Below are 18477 nucleotides of genomic sequence, written 5' to 3'. Positions count from 1 at the left end.
CCTCACTCCTCCGCGTGCTCCGCGGCGCTCGTGATGGCGGGCTCGGCCGGGCCGGGCTCGACGAAGCTGTACGGCGGCAGCGGGCCGTTGACGCGCAGTTCGAGGTGCGGATGGCCCGAGCGGAGCTGCTCGACCGCGGTGAGGAAGTTCTCCGCCCCGTCGCGGTCCACCAGGAAGGACACGTTGGCGAGCCAGCCGCTGGAGTCGGGGCCGACGCTGACGGCGTCCGCGGCCGGTTCCAGGGTGTGCTGCACATCGGTGGCGTCCACGGCCTCCTGGGCCTTGACTGCGGCGACCACCATCTCGCCGAGGTGGAGCCGCTGGTCGTAGGTGCCGCCGCCCGCCTGCCTGTTGGCCTCGGTCATGGCCCGGAGTTCCGGGTTCTCGGCCATCACGCGGTGCAGCACGGCCTCCTCGTCGTGCGAGGCCTTGACGTTGTACTCGACCTTGCCGTCGAGGGCCGTGAGACGTTCCTCGTAGTGCTCGGAGCGTTCTGCCAGGACCGAGCTGACGGTGTCGTCGTCGGGGGCGACACTGCCGAACCGCATGGGCAGCACGCAGCCGGCCGCGCCCGCCTCGGCGAGTACGGCGGAGTGGGCGAGCAGTTCCCTGCGCTTGGGACGCAGCCCGTCGGGCGCGTCGCTGACGAGGGCGGCGAGCGCACCTTGCTTCAGCACCCGCACCGGGCGGGCCGGGTCACCGATGCCGCCCATGTCCTTCGGAAGCGCGGGGTGGGAGCTCGCGGTGATGCCGTACACGTACGTGTTCACTCCTGCTCCTCCTTCCGGCGCGACGTCGTGGACTTACGGGTGCGCTGCCTGGGTCGCTCCTCGCCTTCCTCGCGTGCCTGCTTGAAGGCGTCGGAGATGGTTTCGGCGGCGCCGGAGAGCGCGCCCTTCGACTTGCCCTTCGCACCGGACTCGGTGATCTCCCCGACGAGGTCGGGCAGGCCCGGGTCCTTGCGTGGGCCGGCCTCCAGGTCGAGCCGGTTGCACGCCTCCGCGAAGCGCAGATAGGTGTCCACGCTGGCGACGACGACCCGGATGTCGATCTTCAGGATCTCGATGCCGACCAGGGAGACCCGCACGAACGCGTCGATCACGAGCCCCCTGTCCAGTACGAGCTCCAGCACGTCGTAGAGGCCGCTGCTGCCGCCTCCGCCGCCGGACTGCTGTGCAGGGACTACGGTCATGCCGGACGTTCCTCCTTGACTTGGGACGGTGTGCTGGGCGCGGGCGGGCGGTCTAGCGGCCGCCCGGCCTGTGTGCGTCGGAACGCCCACGCTCGTAGCGGCGCACGCGCCGGTATCCGGTGAGCTGTCCGTCCGGGTCGAGATCGACCTGGTAGCTCGCCATCAGGCTCATCGTGTCGGGCACGCGGGACAGTTCCAGGACCTCGATCTCGAGGGACCAGCCGTCCTCCGACTGTTCGAAGGACGTCACCTTCTCCGCTTCCGTACCGGTGAGTTCGGCGAGCTGGGTCCGTGCCTGTCGCAGGACCTCCATGGGGGCCGGATGCTTCTTCGCCCCGCCCGTCTGCCGTCTGGATGTCTTGGGTGTGTTCTGTGAATCATTCATGGCGCCTCCGACGCCGAGTGGCCTGAGAGACGCGGGTCAAACACTCGGTACGGCTTCTTCGGCCCTCATTCGGCTTCTTCAGCCCTTGAGTGAGTCGAGCCTGCGGCGCGCCGGCCCGAGAGCACGGGCCCGGCGCATCAGTCCGGCCCACGGGTCGCTGCGCGCCTTTTCCACGGCGTCGGCGATGGTCCAGCGCCGCGCGTGCAGGTCCGGGTCGTCCAGGTCGGCCCAGGCGATCGGCGTGGCCACGGGGGCTCCGGGGCGGGCGCGGACCGTATAGGGCGCGACCACCGTCTGTGCGTAGACGTTGCGCTGCACGTCGAGGTAGAGGCGGTCGCCGCGGTCCTTCTTGCGGGCGGCGGTGGTGAGCCGGTCCGGGTGGGCCGCGGCGAGCGTGTCGGCGACGTCCCGCGCGAACTCCCGTACCTCGTCGAAATCCTGACGTCCCGTCAATGGCACGACGATGTGCAGCCCTCGTGATCCGGTGGTCATCGGCGCCGAGGGCAGCTCCAGTTCGTCGAGCAGTTCGCCGAGGAACCCGGCGGCCTCCCGGACCTGTCCGAAGTCGTCGTCGGCCGGGTCGAGGTCGAAGACCAGCCGGTCGGGGCAGTTGATGCTGCTGGTGCGGGAGAGCCAGCGGTGCAGAGTGAGGCAGGCCTGGTCGGTGAGGTACAGGAGGGTCGCGGTGTCGTCGCAGACCGTGTGGCGGACGGTGCCGTCCTCCTTGGGCACTTCGACGCGGGTGATCCGGTCCGGGTAGTGCTCCGGGGTGTTCTTCTGCATGAACTCGGGCCCGTCCAGCCCGTCGGGGTGCCGTTCCAGCATCAGCGGGCGGCCCCGCAGATGGGGCAGCATGAACCGGGCGACGGAGCGGTGGTAGTCGACGAGGTCGCCCTTGGTGTACTCCTTCGCGTCCCCGGAACCGGGGAAGAGCACCTTGTCGACCCGTTTGACCTCGACGGTACGGCGGCCTGCCCGCACTCTCCTCGTACCGCCGTCGGTCACCGTACGACCGCCTCCTCCACCAGCAGCTTGCCCGCGGCGGCGATGGCTGCCGCGTCGATGCCGGCGGCGTGCAGCTGCTCGTCCGGGGACGCCGAGCCCGGCATCATGCGTACGGCGAGCCGTACCAGGCGCGGTACCGGGCGCCCGTCGAGGAAGGCGTCCAGGACGGCGTCGCCGAGGCCGCCCTCCTCGTGGTGGTCCTCCACCGTGAGCAACAGGCCGGTCTCCTCGGCCGCCTGACGCAGCGTGAGTCGGTCGACGGGCTTGACGGAGTAGAGGTCGATCACCCTGATGGCGATGCCTTCGCGGGCCAGGACGTCGGCGGCGGCGAGCGCCTCGTGCACGGTCACTCCGGCCGCGACGACGGTCAGCCGGTCGTGGTCCCCGGCGCGCAGCACCTTGCTGCCGCCGACCGGGAACTCCTCGTCGGGACCGTAGATCACGGGGCCGGCGCCGCGCGAGGTGCGCAGATAGCGGATGCCGTCGAGGCCCGCCATGGCGGCGACGAGCTTCGCGGTCTGGTTGGCGTCGCACGGGTACAGCACGGTCGAGTCGTACACGGCCCGCATCATCGCCAGGTCCTCGAGGCCCATCTGGCTGGGCCCGTCCTGCCCGATAGCGACGCCGGCGTGCGAGCCGACGAGGTTGACGCCGACGCCGCTGATGGACGCCATGCGCACGAAGTCGTAGGCGCGGGTCAGGAAGGCCGCGAAGGTCGAGGCGTACGGCACCCGGCCGCGTGTGGCGAGCCCCACCGCGGCGGCGACCATCTGCTGCTCGGCGATGTAGCACTCGAAGAACCGGTCGGGGAATTCCTTGGCGAAGAACTCGGCGCGGGTGGAGTCGCTGACCTCGCCGTCGAGGGCGACGACGTCGGAGCGTGCCGCGCCGAGGGCGGCGAGCGCCTCGCCGTAGGCGTTGCGGGTGGCGACCTCCTCCCCCTTGTCCCAGCGGGGCAAGTCGAGGTGTCCGTCGGGCACGGCGTGCAGGGCGCGGGTCGCGGGCGGCTCGTGGACCCGGACGCGCAGGTCGCGCGGTCCGCCGAGTTCGGCGATGGCCGCGTCGGCGTCCGGGAGCGGCTTGCCGTGCAGCCCCTCGCGATCCTGGACGTCGGCGACGCCCTTGCCCTTGAGGGTGCGGGCGAGGATGACGGTGGGCTGCCCGGTGGTGGAGCGGGCCTCCCCGTAGGCACGGTCCACGGCGTCCACGTCGTGTCCGTCGACCTCGACGGTGTGCCAGCCGAATGCCTGGAAGCGGCGGGCGTAGGCGTCGAGATCGTGGCCGTGCCGGGTCGGGCCGCGCTGGCCCAGCCGGTTCACGTCCACGATGGCCGTCAGATTGTCCAGATTCTCGTACGCCGCGTGTTCGGCTGCCTCCCACACGGAGCCCTCGGCGAGTTCGCTGTCCCCGCACAGCACCCACACCCGGTAGCCGGCGCGGTCCAGCCGCTTCCCGGCCAGCGCGATGCCGACACCGATCGGCAGTCCCTGCCCGAGCGAGCCGCTCGCGGTCTCCACCCACGGCACCCGGCGCGGGGTGGGGTGCCCTTCGAGACGGCTGCCGATCCGGCGGAAGGTGAGCAGCTCGCCGTCCTCGATGGCGCCGACGGCCTTGTAGGCCGAGTACAGCAGCGGCGTGGCGTGCCCCTTGGACAGGACGAACCGGTCGTTGCCCGGGTGGGTGGGCCGCTCGAAGTCGTAGCGCAGATGCCGCGCGAGGAGAACGGCCATCAGATCGGCGGCCGACATCGACGACGTCGGATGCCCCGACCCCGCGGCGGCTGACGCCCGCACACTGTCCACCCGCAACTGCTGGGCGAGCTCGGTGAGTTCGGCGGTGTTCATGAGTCTCCTTCCGAGGAGGCGGGCGAGCCCGGTTCCGGCGGGGCGAGGGTCGAGGGGTCCCTGGGGCGATGCTTGTGGACGGCCGGCGCGTCGGAGGAGATGGCGGCGCCCGGGGTGCGCTCGGGAGCCTGGATCGGGTCCGGCTGCTTCACGGGGCCCGGGGGCTCGGCATGCATGGCGGCGTCGGTGTCCTGGATCAGGTCCGGCTCCCTCACAGGCCCCGGGGGCTCTGCGTGCTTTGCTGCGTCGGCGTCCTGGATGAGGTCCGGCTCCTTCAGCGGGCCCGGAGGTTCGGCGTGCTTGCCGGCGTCGGCGTCCCGTATGGCGTCCGCCGGTTCGGCGCCCTCACCGGAACGCGATCCCCCGGCCTGCCCCGGGTTCCCCGCCCGTGCCTTCTCGGGGCGGCCCGGCACCCGGGCCAGCTCCGGCGAGGCCGTGTCCAGCGGTACCGACCACGACCGTACGAGGCCCAACTGGACGGCCTGGCGCGGCAGTACGGCGTCCAGGAGCCAGTCGGCGGCCACGCGGACGCGGTTGCCGGGCATCGCGGCGAGGTGGTAGCCGCGGGTGACCGCGCCCGCGGCCACTCCGGACAGGGGGATGCCCAGCGGGTTGGCGGCGGCCTTGACGCCGCCGAGGTCGACGACGAAGCCCAGGTCGCGGTGGCGGTAGGCGCGCCGCTCCCCCAGGCCCAGCGACGCGGCGACGTTGTGCGCCACGGCCTTGCCCTGCCGCCAGGCGTGCTGGGCGGTCATCGGCGTGTAGGCGCCGGGCTTCTCCAGGTCGGGTACGGCGGCCGCGTCCCCGGCGGCGAACAGTCCGGGCCTGCCCGGCACCTGAAGATATGGGTCGACGAGCAACCGGCCCTTCTCCAAGGGAAGTTCGAGCGACTCGGCGAGTGGGTCGGGCCGTACGCCGACGCACCACACGAGGGTGCGGGTGTCGACGAACTCGCCGTCGGTGAGCAGCACTCCGCGGTGCGTGGCCTCCTTCACGGAGGTGCCCATCCGCACCTCGACGCCCCGCTGCCGCAGCACCCGGTCGGCGGTGCGCGACAGGTTCTCGTCCAGCTCGGGCAGGACCCGCTCGGCGATGTCGAGCAGCAGCCAGCGTGGCCGCATGCCCGCCCGCAGGGGGCGCCTGCGGACCTGGGAGTCGGTGAAGAGCTTGCCCTGCGCGGCGACCTCGGTGCCGGTGTACCCGGCGCCGACGACGACGAACGTGCAGCGTTCCGCGCAGCTCGCGGGGTCGTCGGCGGCGGCGGCCAGCTCCATCTGCCGGGTCACGTGGTCCCGCAGGTACAGCGCCTCGGGCAGGCCGCGGAAGCCGTGCGCGTGCTCGGCGACGCCGGGGATGGGCAGCAGCTTGTTGACGCTGCCCGCGGCGAGGATCAGCCGGTCGAAGGGCAGGGTGCCGCCGTCGCCCTCGGGGCCGGTGTAGCGCACGGTGTGCCCGTCGAGGTCGACGGCGTCGGCCTCGCCCAGCACGAGCCGGACGTCCGGCAGTGTGCCGGTGAGCGAGACGGTCACCCTGCGTGGCTCCAGGATGCCGGCGGCCACCTGGGGCAGCAGGGGCAGATACAGGAAGTAGTCGGTCGGGTTCAGCAGGGTGATGTCGGCTTTGTGTCGGGTGAGCCGGGACAGGACGCGGGCCGCCCGGTACCCGGCGAATCCGGCGCCGACGATCACGATGCGGGGTCGACTCACAGTGCGCCTCCGACGCTGTCGCGTACCTCGGGAGCCTTCCGCGTCCCCCAGGTCAGGACCGCCAAACGTCGGGCCGGGCAGCCACGGGCCCGCGCCGCGCCGACCTGCCAGGACCGGTTTCCGGCGCAGCATGCGGGTACTCGGGCGGCGATCCGTCCGCGCCGCCGAGGCGGCAGTACCGGAGGTGTCCCGCATGCCCGCGTACGGCCAGGTCACGGTGAGTGTGGAGTGGGACGGGCCGGCGCGATGAAACTCCGTCTCCCCGTCGTCTCCGTGTACACGGTGCCCACCGACGCCCCGGAGGCGGACGGCACCCTGAGCTGGAACTCCACGACCGTGGTGATCGCAGAGGTGACCTCGGGCGACACGACCGGCACCGGCTGGACGTACGGTCCGGCGGCGGTCGGCGACTTCCTGCGCGACCATCTCGCCCCGCTGATCGAGGGCCGTGGCGCCCTGGACGTCCCGGCGGCGCACGACGCGATGTGCCGCGCGATCCGCGACGCGGGCCGGCCGGGGGTCGCCGGGTGCGCGATCTCGGCGCTGGACATCGCCCTGTGGGACCTCAAGGCCCGGCTCCTGGAGCTGCCGCTGGCGCGACTGCTCGGGGTGTGCCGTGAGCGTGTCCCCGTCTACGGCAGCGGCGGCTTCACGACGTACCACGACAAGCATCTGGCGGCGCAGCTGAACGGCTGGGTGCACGGCCAGCACATTCCACGCGTGAAGATCAGGATCGGCGGGGACCGGGGCCGTGCGACCCCGCGCGACCTGGACCGGGTGCGCACGGCACGCCAAGTGATCGGACCCGAGGCCGAGTTGTACGTGGACGCGAGCGGCGCCTACAGCCGCAAACAGGCGATCCGGGTCGGCCACGGGCTCGCCGGGCACGACGTCGGCTGGTTCCAGGAGCCGGTGTCCTCGGACGATCTGACGGGCCTGCGGCTGGTCCGCGACAGCCTGCCGTGCGACGTCACGGCCGGTGCCCACGGCTACGACCTGCCGTACTTCGCCCGCATGATCTCGGCCGGCGCGGTCGACTGCCTCCAGATCGACGCCACGCGCTGCGGCGGTCTGACGGAGTTCGTGCGTGCCGCCGCCCTCGCGCAGGCCCACGGCCTGGAGGTCTCGGCCCACCGTGCCCCGCACGCCCACGCCGCCGCGGCCGCCGCGATCCCCAACCTGCGGCACATCGAGTGGTTCCACGACCACGTACGCCTGGAGGACATGTTCTTCACCGGCGCCCTGGACCCGACGGGCGGCACGGTCACCCCGACCCACGGCCTCGGACACGGGCTGACCCTGCGGACGGAGGAGATGGAGCAGTACCGGGTCGCCTGACGACCCCGGTCATGACGAAGGCCCTGCCGGGAGGGCAGGGCCTTTCCTTCGTCGTCGCCGCGTCCGGCGTCACGCCCGGTGGTGCGGCTGCTCGGGGTCGATGTCGTCGGGGTGCGGTGTCCGCGTCCCGCCCGTGCCCGGTGCTCCCGCCTCAGGCGGTCCGGGCGGCATCGGCGGATACGGCATGCCGAGCCCGCTGGGCGGAGTGCCCGGCGCCGTGCCGCCGAGGGTGCGCCCGGGTGCGGCTCCGGTCGCCGTGTCCGCCGTCGGCCGGGACGCGGACGGCCGTGCCGCGCCGCGCAGCAGGTACGCCAGCACACCGAGGATCACCGCGGTGATCAGTGCGGCCGCCCAGTCGGGCAGTGCGGCGGCGAGGCCGAGCCCCATCGCGAGCGCGAGGGCCGCGCCCGCGTACAGGGCGACGGCGCCGGACCCGGCGTACAGCATGGCCCGGCGGCGCTGCCTGCGCGTCTGCTCGCGCAGTTCGTCGCGCACGGTCTCGCGCGCCACCTGCGCCAGCTCGTCGACCAGTTCCTTGTCCAGGTGCTCAAGATGATCCAAGCGATCCATGGACGCCGGGTACCCCTGCCGGCATGGGCATAACGGGGAGTGCGGGGATCGCGTGAAACGATCTCCGTGTCCGGCGGCTCCCAACTAGGCTTCCCGCATGGACATTCTGGGAGCCACGCTGCGCGTATGCGTCGACGACCTGGAGACCGCGGTCCCCTTCTACGAACGCCTCGCCGGCGGCCAAGCGCTGCGCTTCGAACGCGGCGGCGTCCAGGTGGCCGCGGTCGGCTGTTTCCTGCTGATGAGCGGCCCCGCGGCCGAGTTGGAGGTGCTGCGCAAGGTCGCCGCGACCATCGCCGTCAAGGACGTCGAGGAGGCCCGGCAGGTGCTCAGCGAGCTGGGGGCGCACATCGTCGCCGGGCCGATGGCGACTCCCGTCGGGCGCAATCTGATCGCGATGCACCCGGACGGGGCGATCTACGAGTACGTGGACCGTCAGGCGTAGCCCAGGGCCGTCACGACCACGTCGGTGAGCAGCGCCCCGGCCGTGCCCTCCGGGTCCAGGTCGGGGTCGTAGATCGTGACGTTGAGACCGACGCAGTGCTCGGAGGCCGGCAACGGCCGCAGCAGCGCGACCAGTTCGTCGGGCGTGAGGCCGTCCGGGTCGGGGCTGTCCACGGCGGGCATGACGGACGGGTCGAGGACATCGGCGTCCAGGTGCACCCAGAAGCCGTCCAGTTCCGGGATCTCGAAGGCCTGGCGGGTGACGGTCGCCAGCGCCTCGGCGCCCCATTCGCGCAGGTCTCCGACGGTCACCACGGGAATCTTCAGCTCGGCGAGTTCGGCGCGGTCCTCCTCGAAGCAGTCGCGGATGCCGAAGTACCGCACGTCCTCGTCCCGCAGATAGGGCCGCAGCCCCTCCAGGTCCGTCAGATCTGCCTGCCCGCGCCCGGTGGCCAGGGCGACCTCCTCGCCGCCGGCCGCGCCGACCCGGTCGGAGTTGCCGGGGTGCCGGAAGTCGGGCGAGGCGTCCACGACGGCCAGCCCGTACCGGCCGGCGCGGCGCAGTGCGAGAGCCGCGCCGAGGTTGATCGAGCAGTCGCCGCCGAGCACGAGCGGGAAGTCCCCGGCGCGAGCTTGTGGCAGCCGGGGACGGTGCCCGGGGCCGGCGGGCGCAGGCCCAGGTTGGAGGGGGCGTCGAGCACCACGATGTTCCGCATGCGCCCCATCCTGTCCGACGTGAAGTCGGCGCTCAATACGATGGCATCGCGACGGTGACCGGCTTCAGGGCCGCATCTCGGCGGTGATCGCCCACCGTTCGTGATCGCGCCAGGCCCCGTCGATGAAGAGCATGTTCGGCGAGAAGCCCTCCAGGCGGAAGCCGCAGGCGCGGGCGAGGGCGATGGAGCCGGTGTTGGCCGGCTGGACGTTGATCTCCAGCCGGTGCAGCCGCATCGGGCCGAAGGCGTGTCCGACCACCAGGTCGAGGCCCTGCCGCATCAGGCCGCGGCCGGCCGCGTGGGAGAAGGCGCCGTAGCCGAGGGCACCGCTCTGGAAGGCGCCCTCGACGATGTTGTTGATGTTGACGAACCCGGCGATCCCCCCGCCGTCCTCCTTCGCGCACACCAGGAACCCCGCCTTGGTCGGATCCTCGATCAGCCGCCCGGCATAAGCGGCGTACGCGGCCTCGCCGTCCGGCGGGAAGAGCCACGGACGGTGCATGTCCTTGCTCTCCCGGGCACGCGCGGTGAACTCGGCGGCGTCCTCGTGGGTGAAATGGCGTATGCCCACGCGGGGGCCTTCGGCGAGGTAGCGGGACGAGGGCTGCGGCATTGCGCCAGCCTACGACCCGCTAACGGCGACGTCGCATGAAGTAGCCGCCGACCAGTGCGCCGATGAGGCCCACGGCCAGCAGCGCCAGCCACAGCGGCATCGTCACCAGGGGGATCAGCAGCCGGATCTCGGTACTGTCGGTGTTCTCGAAGATGAAGATCAGCGCGAGGGCGGCGAGCACCAGCACGGTGATCCTGCCGGGGGTCATCGCCCCGGACAGGCCACCCCGCTTCCCGCCCGCCTTCGAGCCGCTCTCGGACGTCTTCGCGGTCATACCACCAAGGATGCTCCCGAAGCGGGGATCACGCACGGTGAGCGGCCCGCCGGGCGTCATCCGATCACCGGCAGCCGGAGCACCCCGGTGTCCTGGGGCGCGGCGGCCACGGTCACCGGCTTGATCCCCCGGTTCCCGAAGTACGCGTCGTCACTCGCCGCGATCACGAACCGCAGCCGGTGCCCCTTCTCGTACCGGTGCACGATCCCCGGCAGGGTCACGGTGAAGCTCCGCCGCACGTCGGGCACACGCACCGGTGCGACGAGCCGGTGCACCAGCGTCCGGGTGCCGTCGGGGGCGATGTCGTAGAGCTTGGCGAAGAGCACGAGCCTGTCGGCCGCGTCGCCGGAGTGCTGGGTCCGCTCGGCCACCGGGGAGCTGACCCGGAGCGTGGCCCGGGGCGCGCCCACGACGTCGGTGGTGCGGGCGAGCGGCTCGCTGGTCCAGGCGAGGTGGGTGCCCGGGGTGTCGTACGGCGCCGGGTCGCGGAGGCCGATGAGTCCGGCGAGCGAGCTCTCCGAGTGGCTGGTGGGGACGAGCCAGTTGGTGTACGTACGGCTGCCGCGCCTCACCTTGCGGCGGTCGTCGACGAGCTTGCCGTCGCCGGAGAGGTAGAGCGTCCGGCTGAGCGCGGGGACGCGGTCGGCGGTGGCGTAGGTGTGGTCCGGGTCGGTGATCCAGTCGCGGTAGTAGGCGAAGGCCGGTCCGGTGTCGACGGCGTGCCCGCGCAGGTAGCGGTCGAACCAGGCGAGGACACGGCGGCCGACGTAGCTGGTCTCCAGGTTGCCCTGGCCGAGGTTCAGTTCACCGGACGCGGGGTCGCTCATGCCGCCGCTGTGGCCCCAGGACTGCCAGATCATCTTGGTCGGGGTGCCCTGGTCCTTGAGCGTGCGGTACGTCGCCGTCGCCTCGTTGAGGTTGAAGAGGCTGTCGGCCTGGCCCTGGACGAGGAGGGTGGGTGCCTTGACGCGGCTGAGGTACGAGACCGGCGAGACACTGCGGGCGTAGGCGAGCAGTTCGGCGGTCCGTTTGGCCGGGTAGCGGCCGGAGTTGAGGGTCCGGATGGTGTCGCAGGCCTTGGTGACGAAGTGCAGGCAGGGCATGGAGTTGATACGGGAGGGGTCGAGGTTGGGCTCCAGCAGGGGCTGGCCCTCGCCGATCAGGTAGAAGCCGTTGGCCCACTGCCATTTGAAGGAGCCGGGGACACCGCCGCTGCCGACGGCGTTGTTCGGGTCGAGGGAGTACGCCAGGTCGTTCCAGGTGATCATCGGCACCAGTGCGTCCAGGCGGCGGTCGACGGCGGCCGTGGCCAGCTGGACGGCCCCGCCGTAGGAGCCGCCGACCATGCCGACGCGCGGGTCGCCGGGGGCGTCGAGGGTGACGTAGTCGGCCTTCGTGCCGTCGTCGGCGGCGCGCCGGCCACCCAGGAAGTCGACCAGACCGGAAGCGGCGACGCCGTCGAGGGTGGGGTCGTCGAGGGAGATCAGACAGCCGGACCTGCCGAAGCCGAGGCCGGAGTAGACGAGGGAGACGTAGCCGCGCTCGGCGAAGGACTTGCCGATGTTGTCGGTCGAGCCGTCGGACTTGCTGCCGCCGAAGCCGTTGGTGGCGACGACGGCGGGTGCGGGGTGGGCGCGGTCCACGCCGGCGGGCCGGTACAGGTCGGCGTCGACGGTGCAGCTGCCCTCGCCCGCGCGGACGGTGAACTTCAGGGCGGTGACGGTGTACTGGCCGGTCGCGGCGGCGGCCGGTGCGGTGAACGCGAGGGGTGCGGTGAGCGTGGCGCCGAGGACGAGAGCGAGTGGGACTCGGAATCTGGGCACACGACGGGACACGGAGACCTCCACACTGAGGCACGTCTGGACTGCCCTGCATACCGACCAGTAAGTACTGGCCGGTTGTCATGGTGTGACACGTGTCAGGCGAGGTCAATCGCCGTGACGGAGGTTTCTTGACGGAGATTCAGTGAATCGGGTTCAGCGCAGAGCGGGCTCGTCCAGCGTCAACGTCCCCGCGTCGGCGTCGAGTTCGGCGCTCACCCCGAACGGAATCGTCAGCGCTCCCTCACAGTGCCCGAACCCGAACTCCTCCACAACGGGCACACCGAGGCCACCCAGTCGGTCCAGGAGCAGCGCACGCACCCGCTCCTGCGGCTCGCACGCCTGCCACGACCCGAGCAGCACGCCGCGCACGCCGTCGAACAGCCCGGCGCGCAGGAGCTGGGTGAGGTAGCGGTCGAGCCGGTACGTCTGCTCGCCGACGTCCTCCAGGCACAGCAGGCCGCCGCGTGCGGAAGTACGGGCGTGCGGGGTGCCGGTGTCGGCGGCGAGCAGGCTGAGGCAGCCGCCGAGCGTGACGCCCCGCGCCCGGCCCGGGACCAGTGCGGAGCCGGTGGAGGTGATCGTGCGCACCGACTCCGGCTCGAAGAGCGTTGCCCTCAGGTGCTCCTGCGCCCGCGCGTTCTTGATGAAGTCGACGCCCGCCGCCGCCGGCCCGTACAGCGTGCCGATGCCCAGCCGGGTCGCGAACGCCTCGTGCAGGACGGTGATGTCGCTGAAGCCGACGAAGACTTTCGGTCCGGCCGCGGCCATCGCCTCCCAGTCGAGCAGATCGACCATCCGCTGCGCGCCGTAGCCGCCCCGGGCGCACAGCACGGCGTGCACGGACGGGTCGCACCAGGCCCGCTGGAGGTCGGCGGCCCGGTCGGCGTCCGTGCCCGCGAGGTAGTCGAACTCGCCGTGCCGGTCCAGCACATGGGGTGCCACCACCGGGTCGAGATCCCAGCCGCGCAGCACGTCGAGCCCGGCCTGGAGCCGTTCCTCGGGGATCGGTCCGCTGGGGGCGACGACGGCGACACGGGCGCCGGCGGCGAGTCGGGCGGGCCGCACGAGGGGCTGTACGGACTGTGTCACTTGGCGAGCTCCAGCTTGGGGATTCCGGGCGGGTCGATCCCGAAGACCTGTGCGTACAGGGAGAGTTCGGACTCCAGGACGCGGACCATCGTCTCCGCCCGGCGGAACCCGTGCCCCTCGCCCTCGAAGGCGATGTAGGCGTGCGGCACCCGGCGTCCCTCCATCCGGGCGAGGAACCGCTCGCACTGGGTGGGCGGGCAGATCACGTCGTCCAGGCCCTGGAGCAGCAGGAACGGCACCGTGAGGTGCTCGGCGTGCTCCGCGGGCGAGCGCTCCAGGTACCGTGCGGGCACCTCGGCGAGCGGTCCGACCAGGGACTCCAGGTACTGGGACTCGAAGTCGTGGGTCTCGCCGCTGCCCCAGCCGGCCAGGTCGAGGATCGGGTAGAGGATCGTGCCGCAGGCGAAGACGTCGGTCGTGGTGAGCGAGGCGGCCGTGGTCCAGCCGCCCGCGCTGCCGCCCCGGACGGCGAGCCGCCGCCGGTCGGCGGTGCCCTCGTCGGCGAGGGCGAGCGCGACGGCCGCGCAGTCCTCGACGTCGACCACGCCCCACTGCTCGCGCAGCCGGTTGCGGTACTCCCTGCCGTAGCCGCTGGAGCCGCCGTAGTCGACCTCGGCGACGCCGATGCCTCGGGAGGTGAAGTAGGCGATGGCCAGGTCCAGCACGAGGGGCGCCCGCGAGGTGGGGCCGCCGTGCGCCCAGACGACATAGGGCGGCGGGGTGTCGCCGGGGGCCACGTAGCCGGGGTTGTGCGGTGGGTAGATGTGCGCGTGGATGTCCTGACCGCCGGGTCCGGTGAAGGTGCGGATCTGCGGCTCGGGGTAGTAGGCGGGGTCCACGGCGTCGTCGTGCGCGGCCCCGATCACCCGGGTGCGGCCGGTACTGGCGTCGAGCTCGACCACCTCGTAGGCGCTGCGCGGGCTCGCGCCGACGGCGACGACCCGCTCCCCGTAGGCCGAGAGGGTGGGCGCGAACTCGGTCCAGGGGCCGGCCGCGTCGACGATCTCGCCGGTCTCCGGGTCGAGCACCCCGAGGGCCGTCGCGCCACGGCCGTGCACGACCGCGACGAGCCCGCTCGCCAGCGGCGCGAACCAGCTCAGGCCGAGCTGCCACAGCGGTCCGCCGAACTCCTCCTCACGGGGGCACAGCGGTACGCCGTCGCGGTAGAGGTTCCACCAGCCGCTGCGGTCGCTCGTGTACAGCAGCCGCCCGTCCGCCGACCAGTCGGCCTGGGCGATCGACTCCTGCGGGCCGCCCGCGACGGTCCGCGGGCTGCCGAGGGTGCCGTCCGCCGCGACGTCGGCGATCAGCAGTTCCGTGCCGTCCCACGGCATGTGCGGATGGTCCCAGGTGAGCCAAGCCGCCTGCCGCCCGTCGGGCGAGATCCGCGCGCCGGTGACGAACCGGCGTCCGTCGTCGGTCAGTTCGCGCACGGCAGCGCGGTCCTCGGCCGCCGAGCCGTCCAGAGGTACGGCGGCCAGGACGCGTCGTACGTCGGTGGGTCCTGAGCCGGTGAACTCCTCCAGCACGCACCACACCTCGCCGAGGTCGAGCCGCAGCCGCGGCTCCACCCAGCGCAGCCCGCCGCCCACCTCGGAGACGGGGGTGAGGGGGCGCGGCTCGCCGCCCTCCTCGTAGCGGTAGAGCCGCTGGTCGGCGAAGTCGACGAAGACGACGAGCGGCCGGCCGGCCGCGACGGCACCGGCCCACGGCTGTCCGCCGTACTCGATGACCCGGCTGCGCACGTTCCACGGGGCGGGCAGCACCGACTCCTCGCCGCCGTCGGCGCGGCGCCGCACCAGCGTGTAGCGGCCGCCCTCGGTGGGCCGGGCCTCGGTCCACCAGGCCTCCTCCCCCACGAAGCCCACGAAGTCGGGCCGCCCCTCGTGCGCCGCGGCGACGGCCGCGTCGATGGGCGAGGGCCAGGAACCGTACGCCAGCGTCCGCACTTTCTCCCCCAACTCCCCTAGGCCGTACGCAGAAAACGGTCGAGCACGCGGACGCCGAAGTGCAGTGCCTCGATGGGCACCCGCTCGTCGACGCCGTGGAACATGGCCCCGTAGTCGTAGCCCTCCGGCAGCTTCAGCGGTGAGAAGCCGTAGCCGGTGATGCCGAGCCGTGAGAACTGCTTGGCGTCGGTGCCGCCGGGCATGCAGTACGGCACGACGTGCCCCTCCGGTGCGAACTCCTCGACGGCCGCGCGCATCCGGGCGTACGTCGGCGAGTCCACGGGCGACTGGAGGGCCACCTCGTGATGGTGGAACTCCCAGTTCACGTCAGGCCCGGTGAGCTGGTCAAGGGTGGCGCGGAACTCGTCCTCGTGACCCGGGAGATATCGGCCGTCGACATACGCGACGGCCTCCCCGGGGATGACGTTGACCTTGTAACCGGCCTCCAGCATGGTCGGGTTGGCGCTGTTGCGGACGGTCGCCTCGACCAGCCGGGCGGCCGGGCCGAGCTTCTCCAGCAGGCCGTCCACGTCGTCCAGGTCTGCGTCGAGGCCGTAGAGCGCGGCGAGTTCGGTGAGGGCCGCGCGAACGGTCGGGGTGAGCCTGAGCGGCCACTCGTGGGCGCCGATGCGGGTGACGGCGGCGGCGAGCCGGGTGACGGCGTTCTCCCGGTTGGGCCGCGAGCCGTGCGCGGCGCGCCCGTGGGCGGTGAGCTTGACCCAGCCGGTGCCGCGCTCGCCGGCGGCGAGGGGGTAGAGCTGCCGGCCGCTGCCGTCGTGGACGGTGAACGCGCCGGACTCGCCGATGCCCTCGGTGCAGCCCTCGAACAGCGCGGCGTGCCGGTCGGCGAGGAACCCGGAGCCGTCCTCGGCGCTGGCCTCCTCGTCGGCGGTGAACGCGATCACGACGTCCCGGCGGGGCCGTACGCCCTCGCGGGCCCAGGACCGCACGACGGCGAGGATCATCGCGTCCATGTTCTTCATGTCGACCGCGCCCCGGCCCCACACGACGCCGTCGCGGATCTCCCCGGAGAAGGGGTGCACACTCCACTCGCCGGCCTGTGCGGGCACCACGTCCAGGTGACCGTGCACGAGGAGCGCGTCCGCCGACGGGTCGGTGCCCTCGATGCGCGCGACGACGTTGGTCCGGCCCTCGGTGCGCTCCAGCAGGGCGGGTTCCAGACCCGCCTCGGCCAGCCGCGCGGCCGCGTACTCGGCGGCGGGGCGCTCCCGGCAGTCGCCGCCGCGGTTGGTCGTGTCGATGCGGATGAGGTCGGAGGTGAACGTGACGACTTCGTCCAGTGCCTGCCCGTCAGCCATACTGCTCCTCCACCGAGGCCGAGGCGATCGTGGTGACCGCCTTGAAGGTACGGATTCCCTCGTACATTCGCTCGCTGGTGTACGCCACCTTGCGCTCGCCGATACGTTCGACGCCGGGAACGACGGTGACGGCCATCGCGAGGTGTTCGGCGTCGAACTCGACGGCGACGGTGAACGGTCCCCCGAACACCGGCTCGTGACGGACCGCCAGAGCGGCCGCCTCCTTGGCCGCGGCACGGATGTCGGCGGCGGTCCTGCCCGGCGTACGGCACACGGCGGCGTACCGCGAGACGTGGTCCTTGACGGCGACCTTCAGCGCCTCCGGCGCGTAGCCGAGCGCGTCCTCGCAGGCCAGGTCGTCGCCGGTGACGAGCACCACGGGCACGCCGTACTCGGCGACGACGTGCGCGTTCAGCAGGCCCTCACTGGCCCGGACGTCGTTCAGCCACACGCCTGTGATCTGGTTCGCGAGGTAGGTGTGCGCGAGGACACCCTCCATGCCGGCGCCCGCGTGGTAGCCGACGAAGGCGATGCCGTCCACGTCGCCGTGCTGCACGCCCTCGACCATGGACAGCGTCTTGTGCCGACCTGTGAGCATCTCGGCCCGCTCGTCGAGCCGTTCGAGCAGCAGATTGCGCATGGACCAGTGCGCCTCATTGATGAGGACGGCGTCGGCACCGCCGTCGAGGAATCCCAGCACGGCGGCATCGACGTCCGAGGTGAACATCGCCCGGCAGCGCTCCCACTGGGGAGTCCCCGGAAGCACGTCGGCCGGCCAGGTCACACCGGTGGCGCCCTCCATGTCGGCGCTGATGAGGATCTTCATGCTCGATCACGTTACGCGCCCGGGAGGGAACCCGCCACGAAGCGGACGAACGCCGCTTTCACACCTTTGGGGTGTGCTTGTCAGCCACCCGCCAAGGGCACTAATGTCACCACGCCTTGGTGAACGGGAAATCCGGTGTGATGCCGGTGCGGCCCTCGCCACTGTGAATCGGGAAGTCCGGCTCCTGCCCTCGCGGGCAAGCCACTGGGTCCTTGCGACCCGGGAAGGCGGAGCACGGGCGGTGTCACCCGTCAGCCAGGAGACCGGCCAAGGCACGTCAACCATCCACGAGGTGCTGGAGAGGGTCTGCTGAGCCATGCACATAGCCGAGGGTTTCCTGCCCCCGGCGCACGCGGTCGCCTGGGGCGTCGCGTCCGCGCCGTTCGTCGTACACGGAGTACGGTCACTCACCCGTGAGGTCAGGGAGCATCCCGAGAGCACACTGCTGCTCGGCGCATCCGGGGCCTTCACCTTCGTCCTTTCCGCCCTGAAGCTGCCGTCGGTGACCGGCAGCTGTTCGCATCCCACCGGCACGGGCCTGGGCGCCATCCTGTTCCGGCCGCCGATCATGGCCGTGCTGGGCACCATCACGCTGCTGTTCCAGGCACTGCTGCTCGCGCACGGCGGTCTGACCACGCTCGGCGCCAACGTCTTCTCGATGGCGATCGTCGGACCCTGGGCCGGCTACGCGATCTACAAGCTGCTGCGGCGCTACGACGTCCCGCTGATGGTCGCCGTGTTCTTCGGCGCGTTCGTCGCGGACCTGTCCACCTACTGCGTGACCAGCGTCCAGCTGGCGCTCGCGTTCCCCGACCCGGGCAGCGGATTCGTGGGCGCGCTCGGCAAGTTCGGCTCCATCTTCGCCATCACCCAGATCCCGCTGGCGGTGAGCGAGGGCCTGCTGACGGTGCTCGTGATGCGGCTGCTGGTGCAGTCCAGCAAGGGCGAACTGACCCGGCTGGGCGTGCTCCTCACCAAGAAGCAGTCCCGCGGCGAGACCGAGGCGGTGGCCCGATGAGCAGGAACACGAAGATCAACCTCCTGCTGCTGCTCGTGGTGGCCGCGCTCGCCGTGCTGCCGCTGGCGCTCGGCCTGGGCGACCACAAGGAGGAGCCGTTCACCGGCGCCGACGGCGAGGCCGAGACGGCGATCACCGAGATCGAGCCGGACTACGAGCCCTGGTTCTCGCCGCTGTACGAGCCGCCGTCCGGTGAGATCGAGTCGGCTCTGTTCTCCCTCCAGGCGGCGCTGGGTGCCGGTGTCCTCGCCTACTACTTCGGGCTGCACCGGGGACGCAGGCAGGGCGAGCAGCGGGCACTGGAGCGGGTCGGCGAGGAGGCGGCGGCCGGTGCCGCCGAGGAGTCGAAGGCCGACAGGGTCTGAC

At 72.0% G+C, this 18477-nt stretch carries 18 protein-coding genes, 1 pseudogene and 1 riboswitch; of the genes and pseudogenes, 4 read left to right on the top strand and 15 right to left on the bottom strand.

Annotated elements, in window-relative coordinates; translation table 11 throughout:
• Positions 1-2: 2 nt before the first annotated feature.
• The 6 genes from PGH47_RS34920 to PGH47_RS34895 form a co-directional block, all read right to left on the bottom strand.
• Positions 3-770: a GvpL/GvpF family gas vesicle protein gene (locus tag PGH47_RS34920; protein ID WP_271666725.1), complete on the bottom strand. Its 768-nt coding sequence runs from the start codon at positions 768-770 to the stop codon at positions 3-5.
• Positions 767-1192, bottom strand: coding sequence for a gas vesicle structural protein GvpA (locus tag PGH47_RS34915; RefSeq protein WP_030953062.1), 426 nt, complete (start codon positions 1190-1192; stop codon positions 767-769). Before PGH47_RS34915 ends, PGH47_RS34920 begins: the two co-directional genes overlap by 4 nt.
• Before the next feature lie 52 nt (positions 1193-1244).
• Positions 1245-1577, bottom strand: a complete 333-nt coding sequence (locus PGH47_RS34910; RefSeq protein WP_271666724.1) for a gas vesicle protein GvpO — start codon at positions 1575-1577, stop codon at positions 1245-1247.
• A 78-nt stretch (positions 1578-1655) separates the two neighbouring features.
• Positions 1656-2582: a non-homologous end-joining DNA ligase gene (gene ligD / locus PGH47_RS34905; protein ID WP_271666723.1), complete on the bottom strand. Its 927-nt coding sequence runs from the start codon at positions 2580-2582 to the stop codon at positions 1656-1658.
• The gene (locus tag PGH47_RS34900) at positions 2579-4426 is read right to left on the bottom strand and encodes a transketolase (RefSeq protein ID WP_271666722.1); all 1848 of its coding nucleotides are present in this window, start codon (positions 4424-4426) and stop codon (positions 2579-2581) included. The genes ligD and PGH47_RS34900 overlap by 4 nt, the downstream gene beginning before the upstream one ends.
• Positions 4423-6114 (bottom strand): FAD-dependent oxidoreductase, encoded by a 1692-nt coding sequence (locus tag PGH47_RS34895; protein ID WP_443048626.1) that lies wholly within the window; start codon positions 6112-6114, stop codon positions 4423-4425. The genes PGH47_RS34900 and PGH47_RS34895 overlap by 4 nt, the downstream gene beginning before the upstream one ends.
• Before the next feature lie 264 nt (positions 6115-6378).
• Here PGH47_RS34895 and PGH47_RS34890 point away from each other — a divergent pair, with 264 nt between their 5' ends.
• On the top strand, positions 6379-7470 hold the full coding sequence (locus tag PGH47_RS34890; RefSeq protein ID WP_271666720.1) for an enolase C-terminal domain-like protein: 1092 nt from the start codon (positions 6379-6381) through the stop codon (positions 7468-7470).
• 69 nt (positions 7471-7539) lie between these two features.
• Here the strand turns inward: PGH47_RS34890 and PGH47_RS34885 are convergent, their stop codons facing one another.
• Positions 7540-8040: a phage holin family protein gene (locus PGH47_RS34885; protein WP_271666719.1), complete on the bottom strand. Its 501-nt coding sequence runs from the start codon at positions 8038-8040 to the stop codon at positions 7540-7542.
• Between the two features lie 97 nt (positions 8041-8137).
• On the opposite strand from PGH47_RS34885, the gene PGH47_RS34880 reads away from it, so the two are divergent.
• A complete protein-coding gene (locus PGH47_RS34880) occupies positions 8138-8485 on the top strand; it encodes a VOC family protein (protein ID WP_271666718.1) in 348 nt (115 codons plus the stop codon).
• On the opposite strand, the pseudogene PGH47_RS34875 reads toward PGH47_RS34880, so the two are convergent.
• The 8 genes and pseudogenes from PGH47_RS34875 to PGH47_RS34840 form a co-directional block, all read right to left on the bottom strand.
• Positions 8476-9200: pseudogene (locus tag PGH47_RS34875) on the bottom strand (arginase family protein). The gene PGH47_RS34880 and the pseudogene PGH47_RS34875 sit on opposite strands and share 10 nt — an antisense overlap.
• A 64-nt stretch (positions 9201-9264) precedes the next feature.
• Positions 9265-9813 (bottom strand): GNAT family N-acetyltransferase, encoded by a 549-nt coding sequence (locus PGH47_RS34870; protein WP_271666717.1) that lies wholly within the window; start codon positions 9811-9813, stop codon positions 9265-9267.
• Positions 9814-9832: 19 nt separating this feature from the next.
• Positions 9833-10087, bottom strand: coding sequence for a LapA family protein (locus PGH47_RS34865; protein ID WP_107908001.1), 255 nt, complete (start codon positions 10085-10087; stop codon positions 9833-9835).
• A gap of 56 nt (positions 10088-10143) precedes the next feature.
• Positions 10144-11922 (bottom strand): CocE/NonD family hydrolase, encoded by a 1779-nt coding sequence (locus PGH47_RS34860; protein WP_271666716.1) that lies wholly within the window; start codon positions 11920-11922, stop codon positions 10144-10146.
• Between the two features lie 141 nt (positions 11923-12063).
• Positions 12064-12999 carry a S66 peptidase family protein gene (locus PGH47_RS34855; RefSeq protein WP_271666715.1) on the bottom strand — a complete coding sequence of 312 codons (936 nt, stop codon included), beginning with the start codon at positions 12997-12999 and terminating at the stop codon, positions 12064-12066.
• Complete coding sequence (locus tag PGH47_RS34850; protein ID WP_271666714.1) at positions 12996-14948, bottom strand: S9 family peptidase; 1953 nt, start codon at positions 14946-14948, stop codon at positions 12996-12998. Before PGH47_RS34850 ends, PGH47_RS34855 begins: the two co-directional genes overlap by 4 nt.
• Positions 14949-14965: 17 nt before the next feature.
• Positions 14966-16267, bottom strand: coding sequence for a M20/M25/M40 family metallo-hydrolase (locus PGH47_RS34845; RefSeq protein WP_271666713.1), 1302 nt, complete (start codon positions 16265-16267; stop codon positions 14966-14968).
• A complete protein-coding gene (locus PGH47_RS34840; RefSeq protein ID WP_271666712.1) occupies positions 16260-17093 on the bottom strand; it encodes a M55 family metallopeptidase in 834 nt (277 codons plus the stop codon). Before PGH47_RS34840 ends, PGH47_RS34845 begins: the two co-directional genes overlap by 8 nt.
• Before the next feature lie 100 nt (positions 17094-17193).
• A riboswitch (cobalamin riboswitch) is annotated at positions 17194-17379 on the top strand.
• 30 nt (positions 17380-17409) lie between these two features.
• Here PGH47_RS34840 and PGH47_RS34835 point away from each other — a divergent pair.
• Positions 17410-18111, top strand: coding sequence for an energy-coupling factor ABC transporter permease (locus PGH47_RS34835; protein ID WP_271666711.1), 702 nt, complete (start codon positions 17410-17412; stop codon positions 18109-18111).
• Positions 18108-18476 (top strand): energy-coupling factor ABC transporter substrate-binding protein, encoded by a 369-nt coding sequence (locus PGH47_RS34830; protein WP_271666710.1) that lies wholly within the window; start codon positions 18108-18110, stop codon positions 18474-18476. The genes PGH47_RS34835 and PGH47_RS34830 overlap by 4 nt, the downstream gene beginning before the upstream one ends.
• Position 18477 lies beyond the last annotated feature (1 nt).

This window comes from Streptomyces sp. HUAS 31, from assembly GCF_028198125.1.
In the GTDB taxonomy this organism is placed as follows: Bacteria; Actinomycetota; Actinomycetes; order Streptomycetales; family Streptomycetaceae; genus Streptomyces; species Streptomyces chartreusis.
Note: the sequence above shows the minus strand (reverse complement) of the source record. Positions and strands in the feature narration are given on the sequence as shown.